General features: G+C 67.6%; 16 protein-coding genes, 1 tRNA gene and 1 pseudogene. 5 read left to right on the forward strand and 13 right to left on the reverse strand.

Annotated elements, in window-relative coordinates:
- Position 1 precedes the first annotated feature (1 nt).
- From AB0L82_RS12295 to AB0L82_RS12305, 3 genes are all read right to left on the reverse strand, one after another.
- Positions 2-1,015 (reverse strand): hypothetical protein, encoded by a 1,014-nt coding sequence (locus tag AB0L82_RS12295; protein ID WP_364634250.1) that lies wholly within the window; start codon positions 1,013-1,015, stop codon positions 2-4.
- Positions 1,016-1,025: 10 nt separating this feature from the next.
- Entirely contained in the window at positions 1,026-2,555 is a 1,530-nt protein-coding gene (locus AB0L82_RS12300; protein WP_364634252.1) for an aldehyde dehydrogenase family protein, read from the reverse strand.
- A gap of 221 nt (positions 2,556-2,776) precedes the next feature.
- Complete coding sequence (locus AB0L82_RS12305) at positions 2,777-3,496, reverse strand: GntR family transcriptional regulator (RefSeq protein WP_364634253.1); 720 nt, start codon at positions 3,494-3,496, stop codon at positions 2,777-2,779.
- A 389-nt stretch (positions 3,497-3,885) separates the two neighbouring features.
- Between AB0L82_RS12305 and AB0L82_RS12310 the strand changes: the two genes are divergently transcribed.
- Positions 3,886-5,016, forward strand: a complete 1,131-nt coding sequence (locus AB0L82_RS12310; RefSeq protein ID WP_364634255.1) for a glycosyltransferase — start codon at positions 3,886-3,888, stop codon at positions 5,014-5,016.
- On the opposite strand, the gene AB0L82_RS12315 is transcribed toward AB0L82_RS12310, so the two are convergent.
- Positions 5,017-5,376 (reverse strand): hypothetical protein, encoded by a 360-nt coding sequence (locus AB0L82_RS12315; RefSeq protein WP_364634257.1) that lies wholly within the window; start codon positions 5,374-5,376, stop codon positions 5,017-5,019.
- A gap of 230 nt (positions 5,377-5,606) precedes the next feature.
- Here AB0L82_RS12315 and AB0L82_RS12320 point away from each other — a divergent pair, with 230 nt between their 5' ends.
- From AB0L82_RS12320 to AB0L82_RS12330, 3 genes are all read left to right on the forward strand, one after another.
- Positions 5,607-6,038 carry a hypothetical protein gene (locus tag AB0L82_RS12320; protein WP_364634258.1) on the forward strand — a complete coding sequence of 144 codons (432 nt, stop codon included), beginning with the start codon at positions 5,607-5,609 and terminating at the stop codon, positions 6,036-6,038.
- A 35-nt stretch (positions 6,039-6,073) separates the two neighbouring features.
- Positions 6,074-6,691, forward strand: coding sequence for an AAA family ATPase (locus tag AB0L82_RS12325; protein WP_364634260.1), 618 nt, complete (start codon positions 6,074-6,076; stop codon positions 6,689-6,691).
- A 127-nt stretch (positions 6,692-6,818) separates the two neighbouring features.
- Positions 6,819-7,685, forward strand: a complete 867-nt coding sequence (locus AB0L82_RS12330; protein ID WP_364634261.1) for a DUF4389 domain-containing protein — start codon at positions 6,819-6,821, stop codon at positions 7,683-7,685.
- Here the strand turns inward: AB0L82_RS12330 and AB0L82_RS12335 are convergent.
- From AB0L82_RS12335 to mihF, 9 genes and pseudogenes are all read right to left on the reverse strand, one after another.
- On the reverse strand, positions 7,675-9,093 hold the full coding sequence (locus AB0L82_RS12335; protein ID WP_364634262.1) for an amidase: 1,419 nt from the start codon (positions 9,091-9,093) through the stop codon (positions 7,675-7,677). The two genes, AB0L82_RS12330 and AB0L82_RS12335, sit on opposite strands and share 11 nt — an antisense overlap.
- Positions 9,094-9,141: 48 nt before the next feature.
- Positions 9,142-10,185 carry an L-glyceraldehyde 3-phosphate reductase gene (gene mgrA, locus AB0L82_RS12340; protein ID WP_364634264.1) on the reverse strand — a complete coding sequence of 348 codons (1,044 nt, stop codon included), beginning with the start codon at positions 10,183-10,185 and terminating at the stop codon, positions 9,142-9,144.
- 28 nt (positions 10,186-10,213) lie between these two features.
- Entirely contained in the window at positions 10,214-10,597 is a 384-nt protein-coding gene (locus tag AB0L82_RS12345; RefSeq protein ID WP_364634265.1) for a hypothetical protein, read from the reverse strand.
- A gap of 81 nt (positions 10,598-10,678) precedes the next feature.
- Positions 10,679-11,605, reverse strand: a complete 927-nt coding sequence (locus tag AB0L82_RS12350) for a hypothetical protein (protein ID WP_364634267.1) — start codon at positions 11,603-11,605, stop codon at positions 10,679-10,681.
- Positions 11,606-11,719: 114 nt separating this feature from the next.
- Positions 11,720-12,520: pseudogene (locus tag AB0L82_RS12355) on the reverse strand (helix-turn-helix transcriptional regulator).
- Between the two features lie 87 nt (positions 12,521-12,607).
- On the reverse strand, positions 12,608-15,412 hold the full coding sequence (locus AB0L82_RS12360; RefSeq protein WP_364634268.1) for a hypothetical protein: 2,805 nt from the start codon (positions 15,410-15,412) through the stop codon (positions 12,608-12,610).
- Positions 15,412-17,205, reverse strand: coding sequence for an HSP90 family protein (locus AB0L82_RS12365; RefSeq protein WP_364634270.1), 1,794 nt, complete (start codon positions 17,203-17,205; stop codon positions 15,412-15,414). Before AB0L82_RS12365 ends, AB0L82_RS12360 begins: the two co-directional genes overlap by 1 nt.
- Before the next feature lie 76 nt (positions 17,206-17,281).
- Positions 17,282-17,366: transfer RNA gene (locus AB0L82_RS12370), tRNA-Leu, on the reverse strand.
- Between the two features lie 154 nt (positions 17,367-17,520).
- Positions 17,521-17,835: an integration host factor, actinobacterial type gene (mihF, locus tag AB0L82_RS12375; protein WP_067563442.1), complete on the reverse strand. Its 315-nt coding sequence runs from the start codon at positions 17,833-17,835 to the stop codon at positions 17,521-17,523.
- A 251-nt stretch (positions 17,836-18,086) separates the two neighbouring features.
- Here mihF and AB0L82_RS12380 point away from each other — a divergent pair, with 251 nt between their 5' ends.
- Complete coding sequence (locus AB0L82_RS12380) at positions 18,087-18,920, forward strand: hypothetical protein (RefSeq protein ID WP_364634271.1); 834 nt, start codon at positions 18,087-18,089, stop codon at positions 18,918-18,920.
- Positions 18,921-18,934 lie beyond the last annotated feature (14 nt).

Below are 18,934 nucleotides of genomic sequence, written 5' to 3' on the forward strand. Positions count from 1 at the left end.
CTCAGACGATGGGTTGCACGGCCGGAACCGGCTGCGGGGCAAGGAATTCCAATGCGCCGCCGTGAACGCTGCGCAATTCGAAGGCATTGCCGTTGACCGGGGCCACATGCACCGATACCGCGGCGGTCTTGGAATTGAGGCAGTAGCTGGTGGCACGCGCCGGATTGCGGTAGGCCAGGCACACCATCTGCGCGGGATCGGCGTGCATGCGCACCTCGGCGGTGCCGTCGCGGCCGCGCATGCGCAGTGTCCACCGCGGGAAGTCCAGGTGCGGGCGCTGCCGCCACAGGTCGGCGATGCGGTCGAAACGGTATTCCTGGTCGCCGCGGCGGATCACCAGCATGGACAGCAGCGGGGACACCTTGCCGCCGATGCGGGTTCGACCGGACGCACCCTCCATGACCGCGAACGGGGCATCGGTGCCGGTCTCGGTGAAAACGCTGTGGCCCCAAGCGTATTCGGGACTGTGCTCGGCACCCCAGTTGTGGCCCTGCATACCGTGCCAGCCGTGCAGATCCCAGCGTTCGCCGTCCCAATCCAGATATCCGGTGACGGTGGCGACCGGAAACGGGGTCACCAGCTTGTTCTTGGGAAAGCCGGTGTCCAGCAATCGATCCGAGGGCAGCATGGACAGCGGTGCCCCGAGCACCGGAACCCGGGTGAATTCGAGATCCCAGGTGATGGTCGAGGCGTCGTCGGCCAGGGTCCCCTGGGAATCCCCGCCGCGACCGGTCAACTGCATGCGCAGTGGTCCCGCCGTGATCGCCTGGCCGAGCGCGTTCTCCTCGAATCGCGCTGTATCCAGCGGAATGTCGGTGCACCAGGCGCGGGTCCGGTCACCGTCGAACACGCTGCACCACGCCTGTGCCAGGGCGGTGCCGTCCATACCGGTGAGCACGGTGGCCTTGATCCACACCGCGCGCGGTGACCGCGGGTCATTGGCCCGGATGAACCAGGATTCGACGTGATCGGCGCCGGGCCGCAGCCGCGGCGCGTTCTGTTCGGTGGCAATCATGCGGTGTCCCTCAGAGTTTCGGTGTGCGGCTGAGCATGCCGAGCAGCTGCTGCCCGGCGCGGCCGTAACCGCGCAGCCGGGCGATGGGCCGGGGTTCGGCGAACGTCGTGGCGAGGGCGCGCATGGCGTCCTCCAGTTCGACGCCGTACGGATACCACCAGGGGCGTTTGGGGCCGAAGGCCGGACCGCGCGGGGACTCCACGATCTGCACCCAGGCCGCGTCCAGCAGGGCATCGGTGCCGTGTGAGCGCCCGAAACCGGAGCGGGCGACACCGCCCCAGGGGAATTCGGGGGTCGAATACATGGTGGCGGCAACATCATTGATCGCCACCGAACCCGCGCGCAGGTGTGCGCCCAGGGCTCGGGCGCGCGCGGTGTCGGCGGAGAAGACGCTGGCGGTCAGGCCGTAGTCGGTCGCGTTGTGCAGCTCGATCGCCTGCTCATCGGTATCGAAGGCGGCGACGGCGACCACCGGGCCGAAGGTCTCCTGCTGCCACACCTGTGATGCGGTCACCGCGGAGCCCGTGATGACGGTGGGTGCGTAGCGGCGGCCCGGCAGGACGGTCCCGCCGTCGACGGTGAGCCCGGCCTCCTGCGCAGTGTCCACGTGCTGCCGCCAAATATTCTGCTGCCGTTGATCAATGGCGGGCGCGAGGTCACGCCCGGTATCGATACGCCGCAGTTTGTCCCGCAGCCGCACCACGAACGCGTCGTGCAGATCGCGATGCACCAGCACCCGCTCGATCGAGCAACACGCCTGTCCGCCATTGAATGTCGCGCCCCAGGCCACCGCGGAGGTGGTGAACTCCAGATCCGCGTCATCGAGCACGACCGCCGCGTCCACCCCACCCAATTCGAGCCCGACCGGAATCGGGAAATGCGCGGCGGCGGCCATCACCTTGCGGCCGGTGGTTACCGAACCGGTGAACAGCACCTTGTCCGGTCCGGCCGCCACCAGTTCCGCGCCCAGCGACCCGTCACCGATCGCGAGCTGAAGCACCCCGTCCGGCAGTCCGCACCGCCCGATCACCTCCACCAGCACCGCCGCCACCTTCGGGGTCAGCTCGGACGGCTTGAGGATCACCGCGTTCCCCGCGATCAGCGCGGGCAACACCTGGCTGAACGGAATCAGGAACGGCAGATTCCACGGCGCGATGGCCACCACGACCCCGTACGGATGATGCAGCCGCACTCCCGTGCGATGCGGCGCGCTGGCCGAGGTGATCTTCGCCGGTCCCAGCGTCGCGACCGCGCTCTCCAGATGATGCCGGGTCAGCGCGATAGCCGGAACCGCCTCGTGCGCAATGGCTTCCACTCGAGGCTTCCCGTTCTCCGAGCTGATCACCTCCGCGATCCGGTCCAGCTCCGCCAGCAACAGCCCCGGCAGCCCGGCCAGCGCCCGCACCCGCCCCTCGACTCCGAGCGCACCCCACCCGGGCTGCGCGGCCCGAGCCGACTCGATCAACGCCTGCGCCGTCGCCGACCCGGGCATATCGCCATCAGCGGCCGTGTCCCGTACCGCCTCCTCGAGGGGCGTCATATGCATCCCGCCTGTTCGCAGAGATTCGATCTTGGCCAGATGGCCAAGTGGTCAGACCACTATATCTAGGCGGGCGAATTAGGCAACAGTGGCTGTGGCCTATCCCAACCGCCCTGCCCGGGCGGTGGCGGTAGCGGAGGGTCGGCGAAAGGTGAGTGGGACGCGTCGCCGCTGGGCGACCGGAAACTCGATGGCGGCGTGCGACCGTCAGCCGCTCACCGTTATGGGGTGCGGACCTGGCCCAGCACCGTGTCGAATTGCTGTGCGGCCAAGGACAGCAGGGATTCCGCCGTCGCTCGCGCGGTCGCCCCGTCACCCGCGATAACAGCGTCCGCGACGGCCCGATAGCGCTCGACCTGACTCACCTCGGCGGCCATCAATCCGGCCAGGGCGGCGAGTGCGGGTTCGTACACCGCGCGCAGGTCGTTGTAGAGCAGGCGGAAGACGATCGAGTCGGCCGCATCGACCAGGTGATCCCAGAAAGCCATGGCGGTAATCTGCTGCGTGATCGGATCAGGCTGCGCCGCAAGTGCTTCCAGGGCCGCACCCAGCTCCGCGGTCAGTCGCGCCCCGGCCCGCTCGGCCGCGAGTCCGGCCACCTCGCGGCCCAGGACGAGGCGGGTCTCCAGGATCGAGCGGATCACCGCCGGATCGATTTCGCCCTGCCGCACCAGCAGTCGCGGCAACATATCCATCCCCGCGTGCCGTCGGTAGTCGCGCACCGTCGTCGACCCACCCTGGCGCACCTCCACCAACCCGGTATGCGCCAACCGCTGCAATGCCTCCCGCACGGTAGGCCGCGACACCCCCAGCGCCTCGGCCAGCGCTCGCTCGGCGGGCAATGCCGCCCCCGGTGCCAATTCCCCGTCCAGCACCTCGTCCACGAGTTGCTCGAACACGGTATCGGGCACCGTACGCCGATCGATCCGCCTGATTACCATGCCCCGAACGTAGATCCGCCTGGTCAACAGGTCAAGCGGCCAGACCAGTGGGTGGCCCATTCGACACCGCAACGCACCAGCCCCGAGATCCGGGCAGATCGTGGCGAATCGTCCGGTGGATCGGTCGGTCTCGCCACCACACCGGTGTGCGGGAAGGCACCGGCCCGGAGTTCGACGCCAATCACCTGGCTGGCAGACGGGTGTCCCGGTGTGCCCGAGGACCCGGTCGGTAGTTGGCGTTAGAGGTGCCCGATGGCCTGGTTGGCGAGCGGGTGGTGACGCGGGTGTGGCGGGTCGGGGTGGGGGTTCGCGGGGTCTTCGGCGGGTGTTCATGTGGCGTTGGTCGGTGGGGTGCCGCGGGTAACCCGTTGCCCTGCACGATCAGCGACGTGCGCATCGTGCAGCTGGCGAACTTCTATGGGCCGCGGTCGGGTGGGCTGCGCACCGCACTGCATCATCTGGGTGAGGGGTATGTGGCGGCGGGGCACGAGGTGGTGCTGATCGTGCCGGGGCCACGGCGTGGCGAGGAATTGTTGCCGTCGGGGGTGTGGCGAATCACGGTGCCCGCGCCCGCGATTCCGTGGACGGGCGGATATCGGGCGGCGCATCCGCGGCGGGTGGCCGATGTGCTGTCCGGGTTGCGGCCCGATGTGCTCGAGGTGTCGGATCGGTTGACACTGCGGGGATTCGGGCGCTGGGCGCGGCGGCGCGATGTGGCGGGGGTGATGATCTCGCATGAGCGGCTGGATCGCCTGCTCGGGCAGGTGCTGCCGGGCCCGGCAGCACGGCGGGCGGCGGACGCGGCCAATCGGCGCACCGCCGAGAACTACGACATCGTCGTCTGCACAACACAATTCGCGCGCGAGGAATTCGAGCGCATCGACGCCCCGAATGTGGAATTGGTGCCGCTCGGGGTGGATCTGGATATGTTCACCCCGTCGCGCTGCGATATCCGATTGCGCACCGATCTGGGCGCACAGGACTATCCGCTGCTCGTGCACTGCGGCCGGCTCTCGGTCGAGAAACGCGTGGATCGCAGTATCGAGGCGGTGGCCCGGCTGCGCCGCGAGGGTGTGGACGTACGCCTCATCGTCGCCGGGGACGGCCCGCGCCGCGAAGCTCTCGAGCGCCGCGCCCGCACCCTGACACCGCTGCGCGACGGCCTGTCGGCCGTGCATTTCACCGGATTCATCAATGACCGAACCGAATTGGCGACCCTGCTGGCCACCGCCGATGTCTCCCTCGCCCCCGGCCCGCACGAAACCTTCGGCCTGGCCGCCCTGGAAGCCCTCGCCGCCGGCACCCCGGTGGTGGCCAGCCGCTCCTCCGCCCTCGCCGATATCGTCACCGCCGACTGCGGGGCCGTCGCCGCCGACCACCCCACCGCCTTCGCACACGCCGTCACCGACGTGCTGTCCCGCCCACTGCTCGAACGCCGCCGCGCCGCCCGCACCCGAGCCGAGCAATTCACCTGGTCCGCAGCGGTTTCCGGCATGCTCGGCCTGCTCGGCTCGGCCTGATCAGTCGCGCGTCGGATCGGGCTCCCACGGAACATACGGGCGCGCTTCGGATTCCGCGGCCACCCGGGCGGAATTCAACTGGCGTCCCGCGCCCAGCCCGCCGAGATAACCGTTGCGGGAGAAGTCGACCGCCGCCAGATCCTCCGCGCCATCGGCGTATTTGCGTGCCACCGAGATCATGTCGTCGTCCACGCCCAGCGCGTCGGCGAACACCCGTAGCTTCTCGGCCACGCTCGCGGGCAGCGGCCGCACCACCAGCAGCATGGTCTGGATGACGCGTTCGCGGAAGATCCGATTGCGGCGGGTCAGCCCGTGCGTGTATTCCTCGGCGGTGATCGGGGCGAGCGCATCCAATTCCACCGGGTGTCCGGTGATGAAGAGGAACAGCGCCGGAATGTGTCCGCGAAACCATCAGGCTGCGTGTTCATTTCACTTAGCGCGTATGAGTGGCCGCGCCCGCCGCCGCTGCCTAGAATTCGTGGTTCGATCCGAGGTGAAGGGGGCAGCCCCAATGACTTCCATACCTCCGCATCCCGCCGTGGCGGCGGCCGCCGCCACGGCTGGCCGCACTCGACCAGGGCTTCGAGCCGGTGGCGCTCATCGAACACGGCGACGGCGCGGCCGCGGTGCTGCTGGAGAGCCGGGATTTCCGCGTCATCGTCATCGTCGAACATCGTGACGATGAATGGATAACCCCGGCGATGGTCTCGGGCACCCCGCGCCCGGTCTCCCGCGCGCGGCCCGCCCGCACGCTGGACCATCGCCCATTACTACGCATGAGCCGTAGCCGGGTCGCGCATCCGGACCCGAATGGCAAACCCGCCGAAACCAGTTGGTCGGCGGTGCTGGGTACCGCCGCGGCCGATGCCACCAGCCTGACGGTCATATCCACCATCGACAGTTACACGGCCCCGATCGCGTCCAACGGTTTGGCCTTCGCCCTGGTCCGCACCCGCAACGGTGAACATCCGCTCATTCACGTGCACACCGCCGACGGTCGCATCGTGCCCGTCGCCTCCTGATATCGCCGATCGTGCCGCCGGATACGGTGAGGGCGATGACGAATGGAGACGGCGGAGCGGCCCCGGTCGCGGGCGACAGTGTGGTCGAGGTCGCGGGCGACAGTGTGGTCGGGGTCGTAGGCGACAGTGCGAGCCGCGCGGTGCTGGTGGTGCTGCGCGGCAATTCGGCGTCCGGGAAGTCCACCACCGCACGGACTTTGCAGCATTCGATGGAACGCGGCAGCTGCGTTGTGGTGCCGCAGGATGTGGTGCGCCGTCAAATGACCTGGGAGCCGGACGAACCCGGGCGGATCAATGTCGATCTGATCGAGCACATCGCGCGGTTCGCGCTGGCTCGCGGTCTGGTGACCATTGTCGAAGGCATTCTGGACACCCGCCGCTACGAGAACATGCTCGAACGCCTGGCTCGATCCGCCCCGGCGAGCCTGTTCTACGGATTCGACCTCACCTTCGAGGAGACCCTGGTCCGGCATGCGAGCCGCCCGCTGGCCGCCGAGGTGCCGGAGAGTTCGCTCGCCGAGTGGTATCACGGCTGGCAACCGCTTGGATTCACCACCGAGACCCGCATCGATGCGAGCTGGAACCTGACAGCTATCACAGAGCGAATTCTCGGCGATATCGAGAAAGCGCGCACGACTCGTCCGACCCGATAAGTTCGCCGCGAGTGCCGCCCGACCGGTAGTCGCCGTCACATCGGCGCGTTATCGGGCAATTCTCCCGTTCCGGACTACATTCGGGCTCGACTGCGTACGGCTCGAATCCGAAAGCGGGTGTGATCACATGACGATGGGTGAACCGTGGCCCTCCGGCGGCGCGGAGTGGCAGCAACCACCGGGCAGCCAGGGGTGGCAGGGCGGTGAGACGCTGGTGGAGCTGGATGTCTTTCCGCCGGAACAGCATCGGCGCTGGACGGTGCTGCTGCGCGCATTGCTGGTCATTCCACAGCTGATCGCGCTGTGGGTGCTGGGCATCGCCGCGTTCGTGGTGGTGGTCTGCGGCTGGTTCGGCGCGCTGTTCACCGGGCGACTGCCGGAATGGTGCGGCGATTTCCTGCGCGGCTACTTCTCCTACAGCACGCGGGTCTACGCGTACGGCATGCTGCTGGTCGACGCGTATCCGCCGTTCGCCTGGAATCCGCCGGATTATCCTGTGCGCGTGCTGTTTCCGGCGCCGACACCGCTGAATCGGCTGGCGGTGCTGTTCCGGCTGATCCTGGCCTTCCCGATCCTCATCTTCGCCAGCTGGCTCACCGGCGGCTGGGCGGTGGTGTCGTTCGTACTGTGGCTGATCGTGCTCATCACCGGGCGTATGCCGCGGCCGGTCTTCGAGGCGACCAGTGCGGTGCTGCGGGCCGAATTGCGCACGCAGGCCTACACGTATCTGCTCACCCCCGCCTACCTCAAGGGCGTATTCGGCGATCAGACCGGTGTTCCGGCCGATGCGAGTGCGGAGTGGGTGCCGTCGGTGCCACAGCAGTCCCCAACGCGGCCACTGCTGCTCTCGCGCGCCGGGCAGGTGCTGCTCATCGTCATGCTGATCCTGGGCATCGTGGCGAGCCTGCTGCAGAGCGTCACCGGCACCGACTATGACGACGATTCCGACGACTACACCTCGGCGCCGGGCACCTCGCATATCGTCAAGCTGTAGGACGCCGTCCCGCGATCGACGGAAAACGGTGCGCCGCTTCGAGTTCGAACGCCGATTCCAGCAGCGTCCGTTCATCACCGTAGGCCGCGGACAATTGCACACCGATGGGCATGCCCGCACCGGTCATGCCCATCGGCAGCGAAATCGCCGGTGTGCCCGCCACATTGTTGATCGGGGTGAACCCGACGTAGTTCATCAACCGCGTCAGCAGTTCATCGAAATCCAGTGTGGGACTGAGGTAACCGATCTTCGGCGTGGTGTGGCAGAGCACCGGGGAGAGTATCAGTTCGTGTTTGGCGAACATCCGGGCCGCGGTGTCCGCGGTACCGCGCAGCCGCCACAGCGCCGCGGGCGTGCGATACAGATGCGCGCGGTGATGTGCCCGCAAACCGCGGGTGAGCCCATCGAATTCGGCGGTGTCGAAGGACAGGTCGAAGGTCAGCTTGCCCGCGGTGCCGATCAAATCGGCCAGTAGCGCCCACAATTGCACGAAATCGTCGGCCCAGCCGCGCGTGACCGGCAATCGCACCGGCTCGACCTGATGTCCCGCATGCTCCAGCAGCGCCGCGGTGTATTCCACCGCCGTCCGCGTCTCGGCGTCGATGGGCTCGCCCATCAGCGTCTCGGTCACCAGCCCGATGCGCAGCCGCCGCCGCGCCGGACCCAGCACCGCTCCGATCGGCGGCAGCGCCGGATTGCGCCGATAGTCTTCCGCCGCGGCCACATACGCGGCCGTATCGCGCACCGTGCGGGTGAGCACACCCTCGGAGACCAGGTTGATCGGCATTATGCGCGCCATATCGCCGTCCACATGCCGGCCTCGGCTCGGCTTCAGCCCCACCAATCCGGCGCACGCCGCCGGGATGCGAATCGAACCGCCGCCGTCATTGGCATGCGCGATCGGCACCACGCCCGCCGCCACCAGCGCGGCCGCGCCGCCGGAGGACGCGCCCACCGAATACTCGGTGTTCCACGGGTTGCGCGCGGGTTCATCGGTCATGAATTCGGTTGTGGCACTGAACCCGAACTCCGGCAGCCGGGATTTGCCCAGCACCGTCAGCCCGGTATCGCGGAGTTGGCGCGTGTACACGCCGTCGGCTCGCGCGGGCCGCGCGCGGAACGCGGTGGTCCCGTGATTGCTGGGCATACCGCGCACATCGGTGTTGTCCTTGACGAAGCTCGGCACGCCGTACAGTGCGGCGGATTCGTTCTCGCCGTAGCGCGGCTGTTCGTAATCCGCGTACGCGATCGCGTGCAGCGCCGGATCGACCTTGCGGGCGCGGGCCGCGGCGGCCGCGGCCAGTTCGGCCGCGGTGGTCACTCCGGCGCGCACCGCGGCCGCCGCTCCGACCGCGTCATGATGTCCCAGGGCGTCATCGGCGAAGGCATCTAGTCGACTGTCCAGCATTAGCCGAGCATAGAGAGCGGCCACCGCACGGGGAAGGCTTCCGGCCCCTTACAACTCGCCCTTGCGGGCCGCGCGCCACAGATCGACCGTGCCTTCGTCATCGAGCAGGGCATCGATCGCCGCCAATTCCGAATCGGTCAATTCCGGTCCGGCCAGCGCGCCGACATTCTGATCCAGCTGCTGCGTCGACGATGCGCCGATCACCAGCGAGGTGACGCGCGGATCGCGTAGTGCCCAGGTCAAGGCCAACTGCGCCAGCGTCTGATCGCGTTTGGCGGCGATATCGTTCAATCCGCGCAGGCGGCCGATCATCTCATCGGTGAGCCATTCGGTCTGGAACGATTTGCCCTGTGTGGCACGCGAACCCGCCGGGACGCCGTCCAGATACTTGGCGGTGAGCAGTCCCTGCGCGAGTGCGGTGAAACCGATGATGCCGAATCCGGCGTCGGCCGCGGTATCGAGCAGCCCCTCGGTCTCGATCCACCGATTGAGCATCGAATACGACGGCTGATGAATCAGCAGCGGCGTTCCCAGCTCCCGCAGCAGCTCCGCCATGGCCGCCGCGTTCGGCGCGGTGTACGAGGAAATGCCGACGTAGAGCGCTTTCCCTTGCCGCACAGCGGTATCCAGCGCCCGCGCGGTTTCTTCCAGCGGCGTATCCGGATCGAATCGATGCGAATAGAAGATATCGACGTAATCGAGCCCGAGCCGCGTCAGCGACTGATCGAGCGATGCCAGCACATATTTGCGGGACCCGCCGCCCTGCCCGTACGGCCCCGGCCACATATCCCAGCCGGCCTTGGTGGAGATGATCAATTCATCGCGATACGCCGCGAGATCCTCCCGCAGCAGCCGTCCGGCATTGATCTCCGCCGCACCATACGGCGGTCCATAGTTATTGGCCAGATCGAAATGCGTGATCCCGGAATCGAACGCGCGCAACGCGATTGCCCGCTGCTCCTCGAACGGCCGGTCATCGCCGAAGTTATGCCAGAACCCGAGCGACAGCACCGGCAAATCCAACCCGGACCGTCCGCACCGTCGGTAACGCATGGCCCCGTCGTATCGGGCCGGATCAGCAGCAAATGTCATGCCGAACTATGTAGCACGCCCGCGGCGCTCAGTTCCCATCCAACGCGGTCACCGGAACCCCGTACGGCAGAAACCGCACCCGCCGCCGCACATCGGTATTGTCCCGATGCGCCCGCAAAGCCTCCAGCTCACTGGGAAAAACCTGCTCCACCAACGCCGCCCCGGCCTCATCGAGGCTGTAAATAGCCCACACCCCACTCCCGGTCTCCCCGGTCGTCTCCTCCTCGACCTTCGTCGCCCGCCCCCGCTCCGGCTGCGCGAACTGCCCCAAAAGCCCCGCCAGCGTATTCACCCCCGCCTTATCGATGAACTCCCCCGCCTTCCCCAGCAACCCGCCGATCTCGACCCCCGCCTCCCGCAGCGCACGCTCGAAATCTTCCGGATCGATCCCAAAGGGCTTGTCAGACGCCATAGCACTACTCCTGAGGACGAATTCGTCGATACGTCTCAACTGTCCTCTCCCGTTCCCGACTTCGCCACGAACGGTGCGGGGCTAGTCCCGCAAATGGACGCGCAGGATTTCGCCGGATCCGGTGGTGACCATCAGATCGGCGGTGCCGGGGATTGGAACCACCGCGGCCGATGGACCGGTGCTGAGCAGTGTGCAGGTGGTGGGTTGGGTGGGGTCTACGCGCACGAGGGTGCCCGACGTCGTCGTGATGTAGAGGAATCCGTCGGGAACGGAAGTGAGGTCGTCGGCGAGCGGAAGTTCGAGGGTGGTGTGGGACTGGGCGGGGGTGGTGATCGGGATTTGCAGGATTCGGCCCCGGGGGGTGAGGTAGACCGTGGTGTAGAGCGAATCACCCTGTATGGCAAGGCCGTTGACGCCGAATAGGGTGGCTTGGGCGGTCCAGTCGGTGTCGATGGTGGCGTCGGGGCGGACTCGGATCACGCCCGATGCGGTATCGGCGATGTAGAGATTGCCCGCGGTGTCGAAGGCGGCACCGTTGGGCATGGTCAGGCCACCGATGAAGGTTTCGGGGGTGAGGGCGGCGGGGTCGAAGCGGATCACGCCGCCGTTTCGCGCGCCGGGGACCATGTTCAGGGAGTTGTCGCCGTAAACGACGTAGAGCAGGTGGTCGGGGCCCAGGCGGATCGCACCGGGGGAAGTGACGGGGACGGTGGCGGTGATGCGGCCAGTCGTGTCGTAGCGCTGGACCTCGTTGCGGTAGAGGCGGGATACCCAGAGGTTGCCTTGGGCGTCGTAGCCGAGGTTCTCGGCCCAGTCCAGGAATGGGACGGTCGGTGCGGTGAACGTCGTGGAGGTGGCGGTGGGGCAGGATGCGGGGTCGGCGTGCGCGTTCGCCGATGTGGCAGCGCCTGCCGCGGTCAGGGCCACCACGGCCGCGCACGATGAGGCGAGGGCGCGATACCGGGAGTGGTTGCGGGCGTGGGGGTTGTGCTGCCGCGTATCCGGCACGGGGTCTCCTGCGTGCTGAGTGGTTGCCGCGAGCCTGTTCGCGGAGTGCTCATGCATGGTAGGTGCGGCCGTCGCGGGTGTGCCTGGGTGCGTGACACCCAGGAACCGGGTGAATCAGGTGGAGTGGGCGGCGAGCCGGGTCAGAGACTCTGCGCCGGGGCCTGGTTCGAGTTGGTAGAGCATGAGGCGCTGACCGGCCGCACCGCGCACATCGAACGATTGGTAGGTCAGGCGGAGCGGACCGGCTTCCGGGTGGGTGAACGCGCGGGCGTCGGTGGTGGCGGCGCACAGGGTGTAGGAATTTCATAGCTCGGCGAAATCGGCACTGGCCGTGGTGAGTTCGGCGATCACCTCGCGCAGCCGGAGGTCGTCGGGGAACAGTGCGCTCGATTGCCGGAAGCCCGCCACGATCGCCTGACAGGTCCAGATCCAATCCCCGCAGAAGTCGGGGCTGATCGGATCGAGAAATGTCATGCGCGCCAGATTGTCGATTCGCGCGTAACCCGAGAAGAACGCGCCGGCCATCGCATTGGCGGCGAGTATGTCCATCGCCGGATTCAGTACGAAAGCCGGTGCGGCCGGATAACTTTCGAGAATCCCCCGTAGTACCGGAGCGACCGTGCCGACCGCTCGCCCCGTCGGTGCGACGCCCGCGAGCCGGAACAGGTGATCGCGCAGTTCGGCATTCAGCAGCAGCGTGCGACTCAGCGCCTCGAGCAGCTGCGCCGACGGCCGCCGCTCCCGCCCCTGTTCCAGCCGCGTGTAATAGTCCTGATTCATTCCGGCCGCGGCCGCGACCTCCTCGCGCCGCAACCCCGCCACCCGGCGACGACCGTACGAGATCACCCCGATGTCCTCGGGCCGCACGGTCGCCCGCCGCGCCCGCAGGAATTCACCGAGGAGATTGTCCGTCACCCGCCCAGGCTAGGCGGCCACCGAATCGGAGCGCTCGGCGAGCCGACTCCGGCCGCTTCGAACGCCGGATACCTATGTCGGGGCGTCTCAGAGTTGGGCGCGGGCATGCGCCAGGGCTTCGATCAGGGCGGGGCGGAGGGAGTCGTCGTCGGCGGCGATTTCGGCGAGGGTGGCGTCGAGCAGGCGCACCGCCTCGGCCGGGCGGTCGAGGTCGATCAGTATGCGGGCGTGGCCGAGATCGACCCGGGCCGCGTTCGTGGGCTCGCCGATCGAGCGGAAGTGGGCCGCGGCGGTTGCCGATCTCGCCACCGCCTCGTCGAGACGGCCCGCACGGCACAGGATGCGCGCGGCAGTGTGCTCGAATCGTGCGGTATGCCAGTGCAGCACTTCGGGATCCGGATCGGTGGCCGCGAGGGCGGCGATGGCACGTTCGGCCGGGTCGAGCGCGGCCAACGCATCGGCGTTCGCGCCGCTCCAATGTAAGGACAGGGCAGCGCTGTAGCGGGTGTAGGACACGCGCAGTGGATCCTCGGCCAGCTCGGCCGCCTCGGCGGCCCGCCGGTAGTACTCGGCGGCCAGGGCGTCGCGGTCGAGGGCGTCGAGGAAATCCGCGGTCAGCGCGAGGGTGTAGCCCAGTGCCGCGTGATCGCTTGTACCGCTGTGAAATTCGATTATTTCGTCGTAGATCGCCAGCGCCGCCTCGGGTTCGCGCAGCGCGCGATGCAGATCGGCGAGCAGGAACCGGCAGCGGGTGGCCGCGTGGAGGTCACCCCGCTCCTCGAGTCCGGCGATCGCCTCTTCGGCGGCGTCGGCGGCGTCGATGAGCTGGCCGGTCTTGCGATATGCCTCGGCCAGCGCCCATTTCGTGGCCGGGGCCTCGTCGGGTTCGTCGCTCAGCGTGAGGGCGGCAAGCAGTTCGCCGACCGCTTCGGCGTCGCGATCGACCTGCCGCAGCAGCTGACCGCGGAGTCTGTGCAAGTGAGCGCGCGCACCGGCCGGGATCTCCGGCGACGCCTCGGCCAGTGCTTCCTCGACGAGAACCAGCCCGGCGTCGTAGTCGCCGCGACCGGCGTGCACCTCCGCTATCCGGCTCGCGACGAGCGCCCGCATGAGCGGCGGCCCGGACGCGCGGTAGGCCGCCAGCGCGCGAGCACCGGCCTCGAGTGCCTCCCCGTGCCGGTGTCGAAGCTCCTCGAATTCCATCTGCTCGTAGGCGATATCGCCGATCAGCACCGGATCATCGGATGCCGCCGCGATCTGCCGGCTCTGTTCCAGCAGGACCGCGATCTCCTCGAGGGAGACGGCATCATGACCGTTATCCACGGCATCGCCGAGTCCGCTGATCAGACGCAGCACCACCCACACCCGGCTGTTGGTGGATGCGACCCGGTCCAGATCCGCGTATGCGGCGCGAAGCAGCGTCAAGCCCTCGGACAGATCGCCCCTACCGCACAGTTTCGCGCCGAGGCGCGAGACCGCGATCGTGCGCCGCTCCGATTCCCCCGCGGTGGTGAACAATTCGACCGCCTGCCGCAGCAATGCTTCCGAGCGCGCGTACTCGCCACTATTCGCGGCATGGGACGAAAGAAGTGTCGCGATCCGTCCGGCCAGCACGGGATCGCCACGATCGTGGTCTTCGAGCTGCCGCAACAGCGGACCCATCGCGGCCAATGCCTGGGCGTCCTGCGCGGCTTCGAGGCGTTCGACAAGTTCGAGCACCGGCAGTTTCGGCACTTCCACGGTGGCGGGCGGGTCGAGTACCGGGCCCGGCCGAACCGAAATCGACAGCGGCAGTTGGTCGACCACGGGCTTCTGATCGAGCAGCTCACGCACCGAAGCGGTTTGGCGATCGGTGCCGTTGCGCTGATCGAAGCGTGCGGCGATCGCCAGCGCGTGACCGCGCATCTCCTCGAGCAATGCGCCCGCGGTGAGCTCGGTGGCGGGCCGATCCGCGTGCCCGGGACGCCGAATCATGGCGTCCGCGTGCCCGGCCTCGGCGACCGTGCGCAGCAGCAGTGCCGCGGATCCGGCGAATTGCATGGCCGCCAGCGGATTCGGCGCACGATCCAGCCAGGGCAGATGGCGCTCCAGGATTTCCAGGCCGCGGGCATGATTGCCCGAGAGCGCGCAGAACTCAAGATGCCGGCCCATGGTGGCCAGATCCTGCGGCCGGTTGCGCAGGATGCGGTAGGCCCGGCGATGCGCGTTACGGGCCTGCTCCCACTGTCCGGTGCGCAGATAGGGCAGCATCAGCTCGCTGAGGATCGTCTGCGGTTGTTCCCGGCACGTCAGCTCACCCGCGAGCACCGGCGTGGCCACCTCGATCGCCTCGCCGTCGCGTCCGAGTCCGGCGAGGTAGGCGACCTTCTGACTGGGATCGCAGCCCTCGCAGTCGGAATTGTGGTCGCGCGGGCTGGTGCACCAGCGCCCGTACCAGTCCTCGGCGGCCGTCAGATCACCCAGATGCAGGCTGACGCGATGACGATGCGCGTACACCGCGTTCGGGCTCTGCCCCTCGGACTTGTAACGCCGCTCCATCTGATCCAGCGCCGCCAGCGCCCGATCCTTGGACACCTCCGGAAAATTCACCATTCCCTGCACGGCGAACTTGAAGAACCAGCGCAACCGCCAGGCCACCCACTCCGGGTATTCCGCCGGATTCCTGTCGTAGTCGGCTAGGCACCGCGCGAAGGGTACGAACAACTTCGACGGCTGCATACCCCCGGCGTACGCGCTGACCAGATCCAAGCGCGTCTCGAACGCCAGCATGGAATGGCCACCGGCCTCGGCGTGCCGCAGGATCTGTTCCAGCGCGGCGTCTTTGCCGTCACCCTCGGGCAGTTCGTCGGCCTGGGTGAGTAGCGTGCGCAGTTCGTCCTCGCTGGGCGCCATCAGATTTTCCCCTCCGGATCGTGCACTGCCCAATCGAGCAGTCCGACAAACGATTTGGTCAGCAGTGCGCTGTCGACGGGACGCATCGGATGCTGCCCGAGCAGCAGCGCGTGGCTGTAGAGCGCCTCCACCGCCGTCGTCACCAGACCCGGGTCGGTGAGCCCGCAGACCCGGCGCACCAGTGGATTGCGGTAGTTGAGCAGCAGCTGCGGCCGGTCCGGACCCGGGCCGGTGTCGAACGCGCCGAGTACATCGGCCCACAGCTCGTCGGCGACCTCGCGGGTGGCCCGCAGTTCGGCCCGATGCGCGGTATCGCGGTCCAGCAGGTACAGCGCACCCAGCGACGGCGGATCGAAACCACGCAGCGCGACCTCGCAGTCCAGCCGATCCAGGCAGCGCTGCGCGATCGACAGGAACGGTCGCAGCGCGAGTTCGGTGGCCGGATCCACCAGATCGAAATGGGTCGCGAGTTCGGCGGCATCCAAACGAGCGACCCGGATATCGGGATCGATCGCGGGCAATCGCTCCACGATTTCGCTGAGGTAGGAGTAGCCGCCGTTCACCAGGCCAAGGCCCTGTGCGCTGGATACCGCCGCGAGTTGACGGAACTCCTCCACCGACGGGGTGTAGCGCACGCTGCCGAAGCGGCGGCGGAATTCCGCGAGCGGGATGCGGCCCGCATTGGTTTCCACCGGCAGCCACCGATCGACCAGCCGGAGCATATCGTCGTCGTGCAGCGCCAGCGCCTTCACGCCCATGTCGTGCACCTGCAGGAACCGTGCCAGTCCGCCGGGATCGGCGGTGGCGAGCTCGACCAGCCAGTCCCGAACCCGCGCACCGAGCGCCTCGCGAGTGGCATCGAGCATATCGTCCTCGTAGAGCGCCTCGCGGCTGGCCGTCGGCCGCAGCTCACCGGTGTCCACCACACAGCGGATGAAGAAGGCCCAATCCGGCAGCAACCCGATGAGGTTCTCGGACAGCAACATTCGTTTGAGATAGACCCGATGTCCGGCGCGCGCGGCCGGATTGGCGGCATGCGGCAGCACGAAGGCCACACCGGTGAGCCCGGCCTCGGCGCAGGACAGGTCGAAACTGGCGAACGGGGTGAACCCGAAGGTGTCCTCGGCGTACGCGGCCAGCGCGGCCTGCCGAACATCCGGGGTGGGATGGCTGGCCTGCCAAGGCAATACGGAATCCGACCCCGACTGCCCGTCCACCATCACCGGGAACGGGAGCAGACCACCGAACAGGGCCGTGAGATCGGCGACGGTGGCGCGGGTGGCCCACTGCTCCATCCCCGATCGCGGCAGCAGGGTGACGGTGGTGCCGGGCTCGCCGCGGTCCTCGACGGTCTCGACCCGAAACCGGCCGTCGGCGTATCCGGTCCAGCGCACGGTCGGCCCGCCCTTCGCGGACCGGGTCACCACCAGCGCCTGATCGGCGATCATGAAGCACGACAGCAGGCCGATGCCGAACTGTCCGAGGAATTCATGCCTGGCGAACCCGAGTTCATCGCGTTTGGCGCTGCGGCCGATGGTCGCGAGAAAAGTGTGCACCTCGGATTCGGTCAACCCGATCCCGCTGTCGTGCACCCGAATGCTGCCGTCTCCGGTGATATCCGGTGTTTCGATCCGTATCACGGCGGGTGCGTCCGATTCGAGAGCTCGGCGCGCGGTGATCGCGTCCACCGCGTTCTGCAGCAACTCGCGCACATATACCCGCGGACTGCCGTACAGGTGGTGACTCAGCAAATCCACAATTCCGCGCAGATCAACCTGAAAGACCTGCTCCACCTGAACCTCCGAACCCCACAGCGATAAAAAATGGCGTGAATCCCTGTGTCATTCAACAGGAATTCACGCCTTGGTGTGTCCGGAGGGGGACTTGAACCCCCACGCCCTAATACGGGCACTAGCACCTCAAGCTAGCGCGTCTGCCATTCCGCCACCCGGACCGGTGTGCTCAGCCAGGTTATCGGATGCGATGGTCCGGTACAAAATCATCCATCCCGGTCGCAACCCGTTTATCGCGCGGTGGAGGAGACGTCGGAGCGGCGGGAGCGGTTGCCGCCGGGCTGATGTGCGGCCCGGCCGGCGACCCCCCGAAACTCAGGCGCTCAACGCCTCCAGCAGAGCAGCGCGCTGGCGAGAGCCCAGGCCACCGATACGACGATCGGCCGGGATTTCCGCCTCATCCATCAACTTGGCCGCCTTGACGGGGCCGATTCCCGGGAGCGCCTTGATCACGGCCGCTACCTTGGTCTTCTTGACCAGGTCTTCCTTGTCTGCGCGCTTGAGAACCTCCGCCAGACTGACCGATCCCTGCTTGACCTGCGCGATCAACTCCGAGCGGGCCTTGCGCACCGCGGCGGCTTTGGCCAGCGCCTCAGAGCGTTGTTCGGGGGTCATGGTGGGCAGAGCCATATGTCCTTACCTTTCACTCGTTCGCTGGTACGTCGGCGTCGAGTAAACATGACGCCAGGCCCGCAACCGGTACGACACACCGCGTGTTTCGGCTCAACACGTCGAGCGACCTGCCGAAACCGTCTCGTATCGCCGGTCAATTGTCCAGAAGTTTGCTGAAAAAGTCACCTGGCAAATACGCCGCTCATCGGCCGGGATCGGTATTACGGTGGGCCGGAACACCGCACGCGCACCGGTGAAAGGCGGGGCAGATGACAAACTCGTATCAGTACGCCGGGTGGGCCACCGATGAACCACCGCTGGCGCACCGATACGACAGTTCCGAGCCGCTGACCTGGAACGGCGCGAAGGTCTACCCGCTGCATTCGCAGAGCGTGGGCATCTCCCCCACCACCGTCACGCTCACCCTGCGCTCGGCCGCACCGCGCCGCGGGGTACGCGGGGTGGGTATGGGATTGGCCGTGGAGAGCGGGCACGTACTCCTGAACGGCCGCCAGTTGAGTGGGGTTGACGTCTGGGCCGACGCCATGTCCGGCGGCATCGAACTGCACGTCCGCCCCGACTCCAGGGATGCCGCCATCTCGCTGACCCCGGTCTGGGTCGACGAATTCGGCGAGGTGGTCTCCTGGTCCGGCAATTACGGCATGCTCATCACCCGCGAGAGATCGTGCCTGGTGCTGCATTGCAGCACCGGCGTCGGCCCGCCCGACTTCACCGAACTCGTGGTCGAACTGGCCACCGCCCCCACCCCGCCCGACCCCATTCCGCCCGCGGACGCCGGACGCTACACCGGCGCGCTCTACGACCTCGGCGTGGCCCTGCACCATCGCGGCGACGACCGCAAAGCCTGCGAATTATGGCGACAGGCAGCCGGTTTGGGAAATATGAGCGCCGCCTACGACCTGGCCGTGGTGCTGTTGCGCCTGGGCCAGCTCGCCGAATCCGAACAGTGGTGGCGCATCGCCGCCGAGCACGGCAATACCCGCGCCATGGCAGGGCTGGCCGACGTCCTGGACCGTCGCGGCAATCCCACCGAAGCCCGCATCTGGCGCGCGGCGATCAACGCCGAATCCCCCGCATACTGACCGGAAAGCACTGC

Origin of the sequence: Nocardia sp. NPDC052001 (assembly GCF_040680615.1) — a bacterium.
Classification (GTDB): domain Bacteria; phylum Actinomycetota; class Actinomycetes; order Mycobacteriales; family Mycobacteriaceae; genus Nocardia.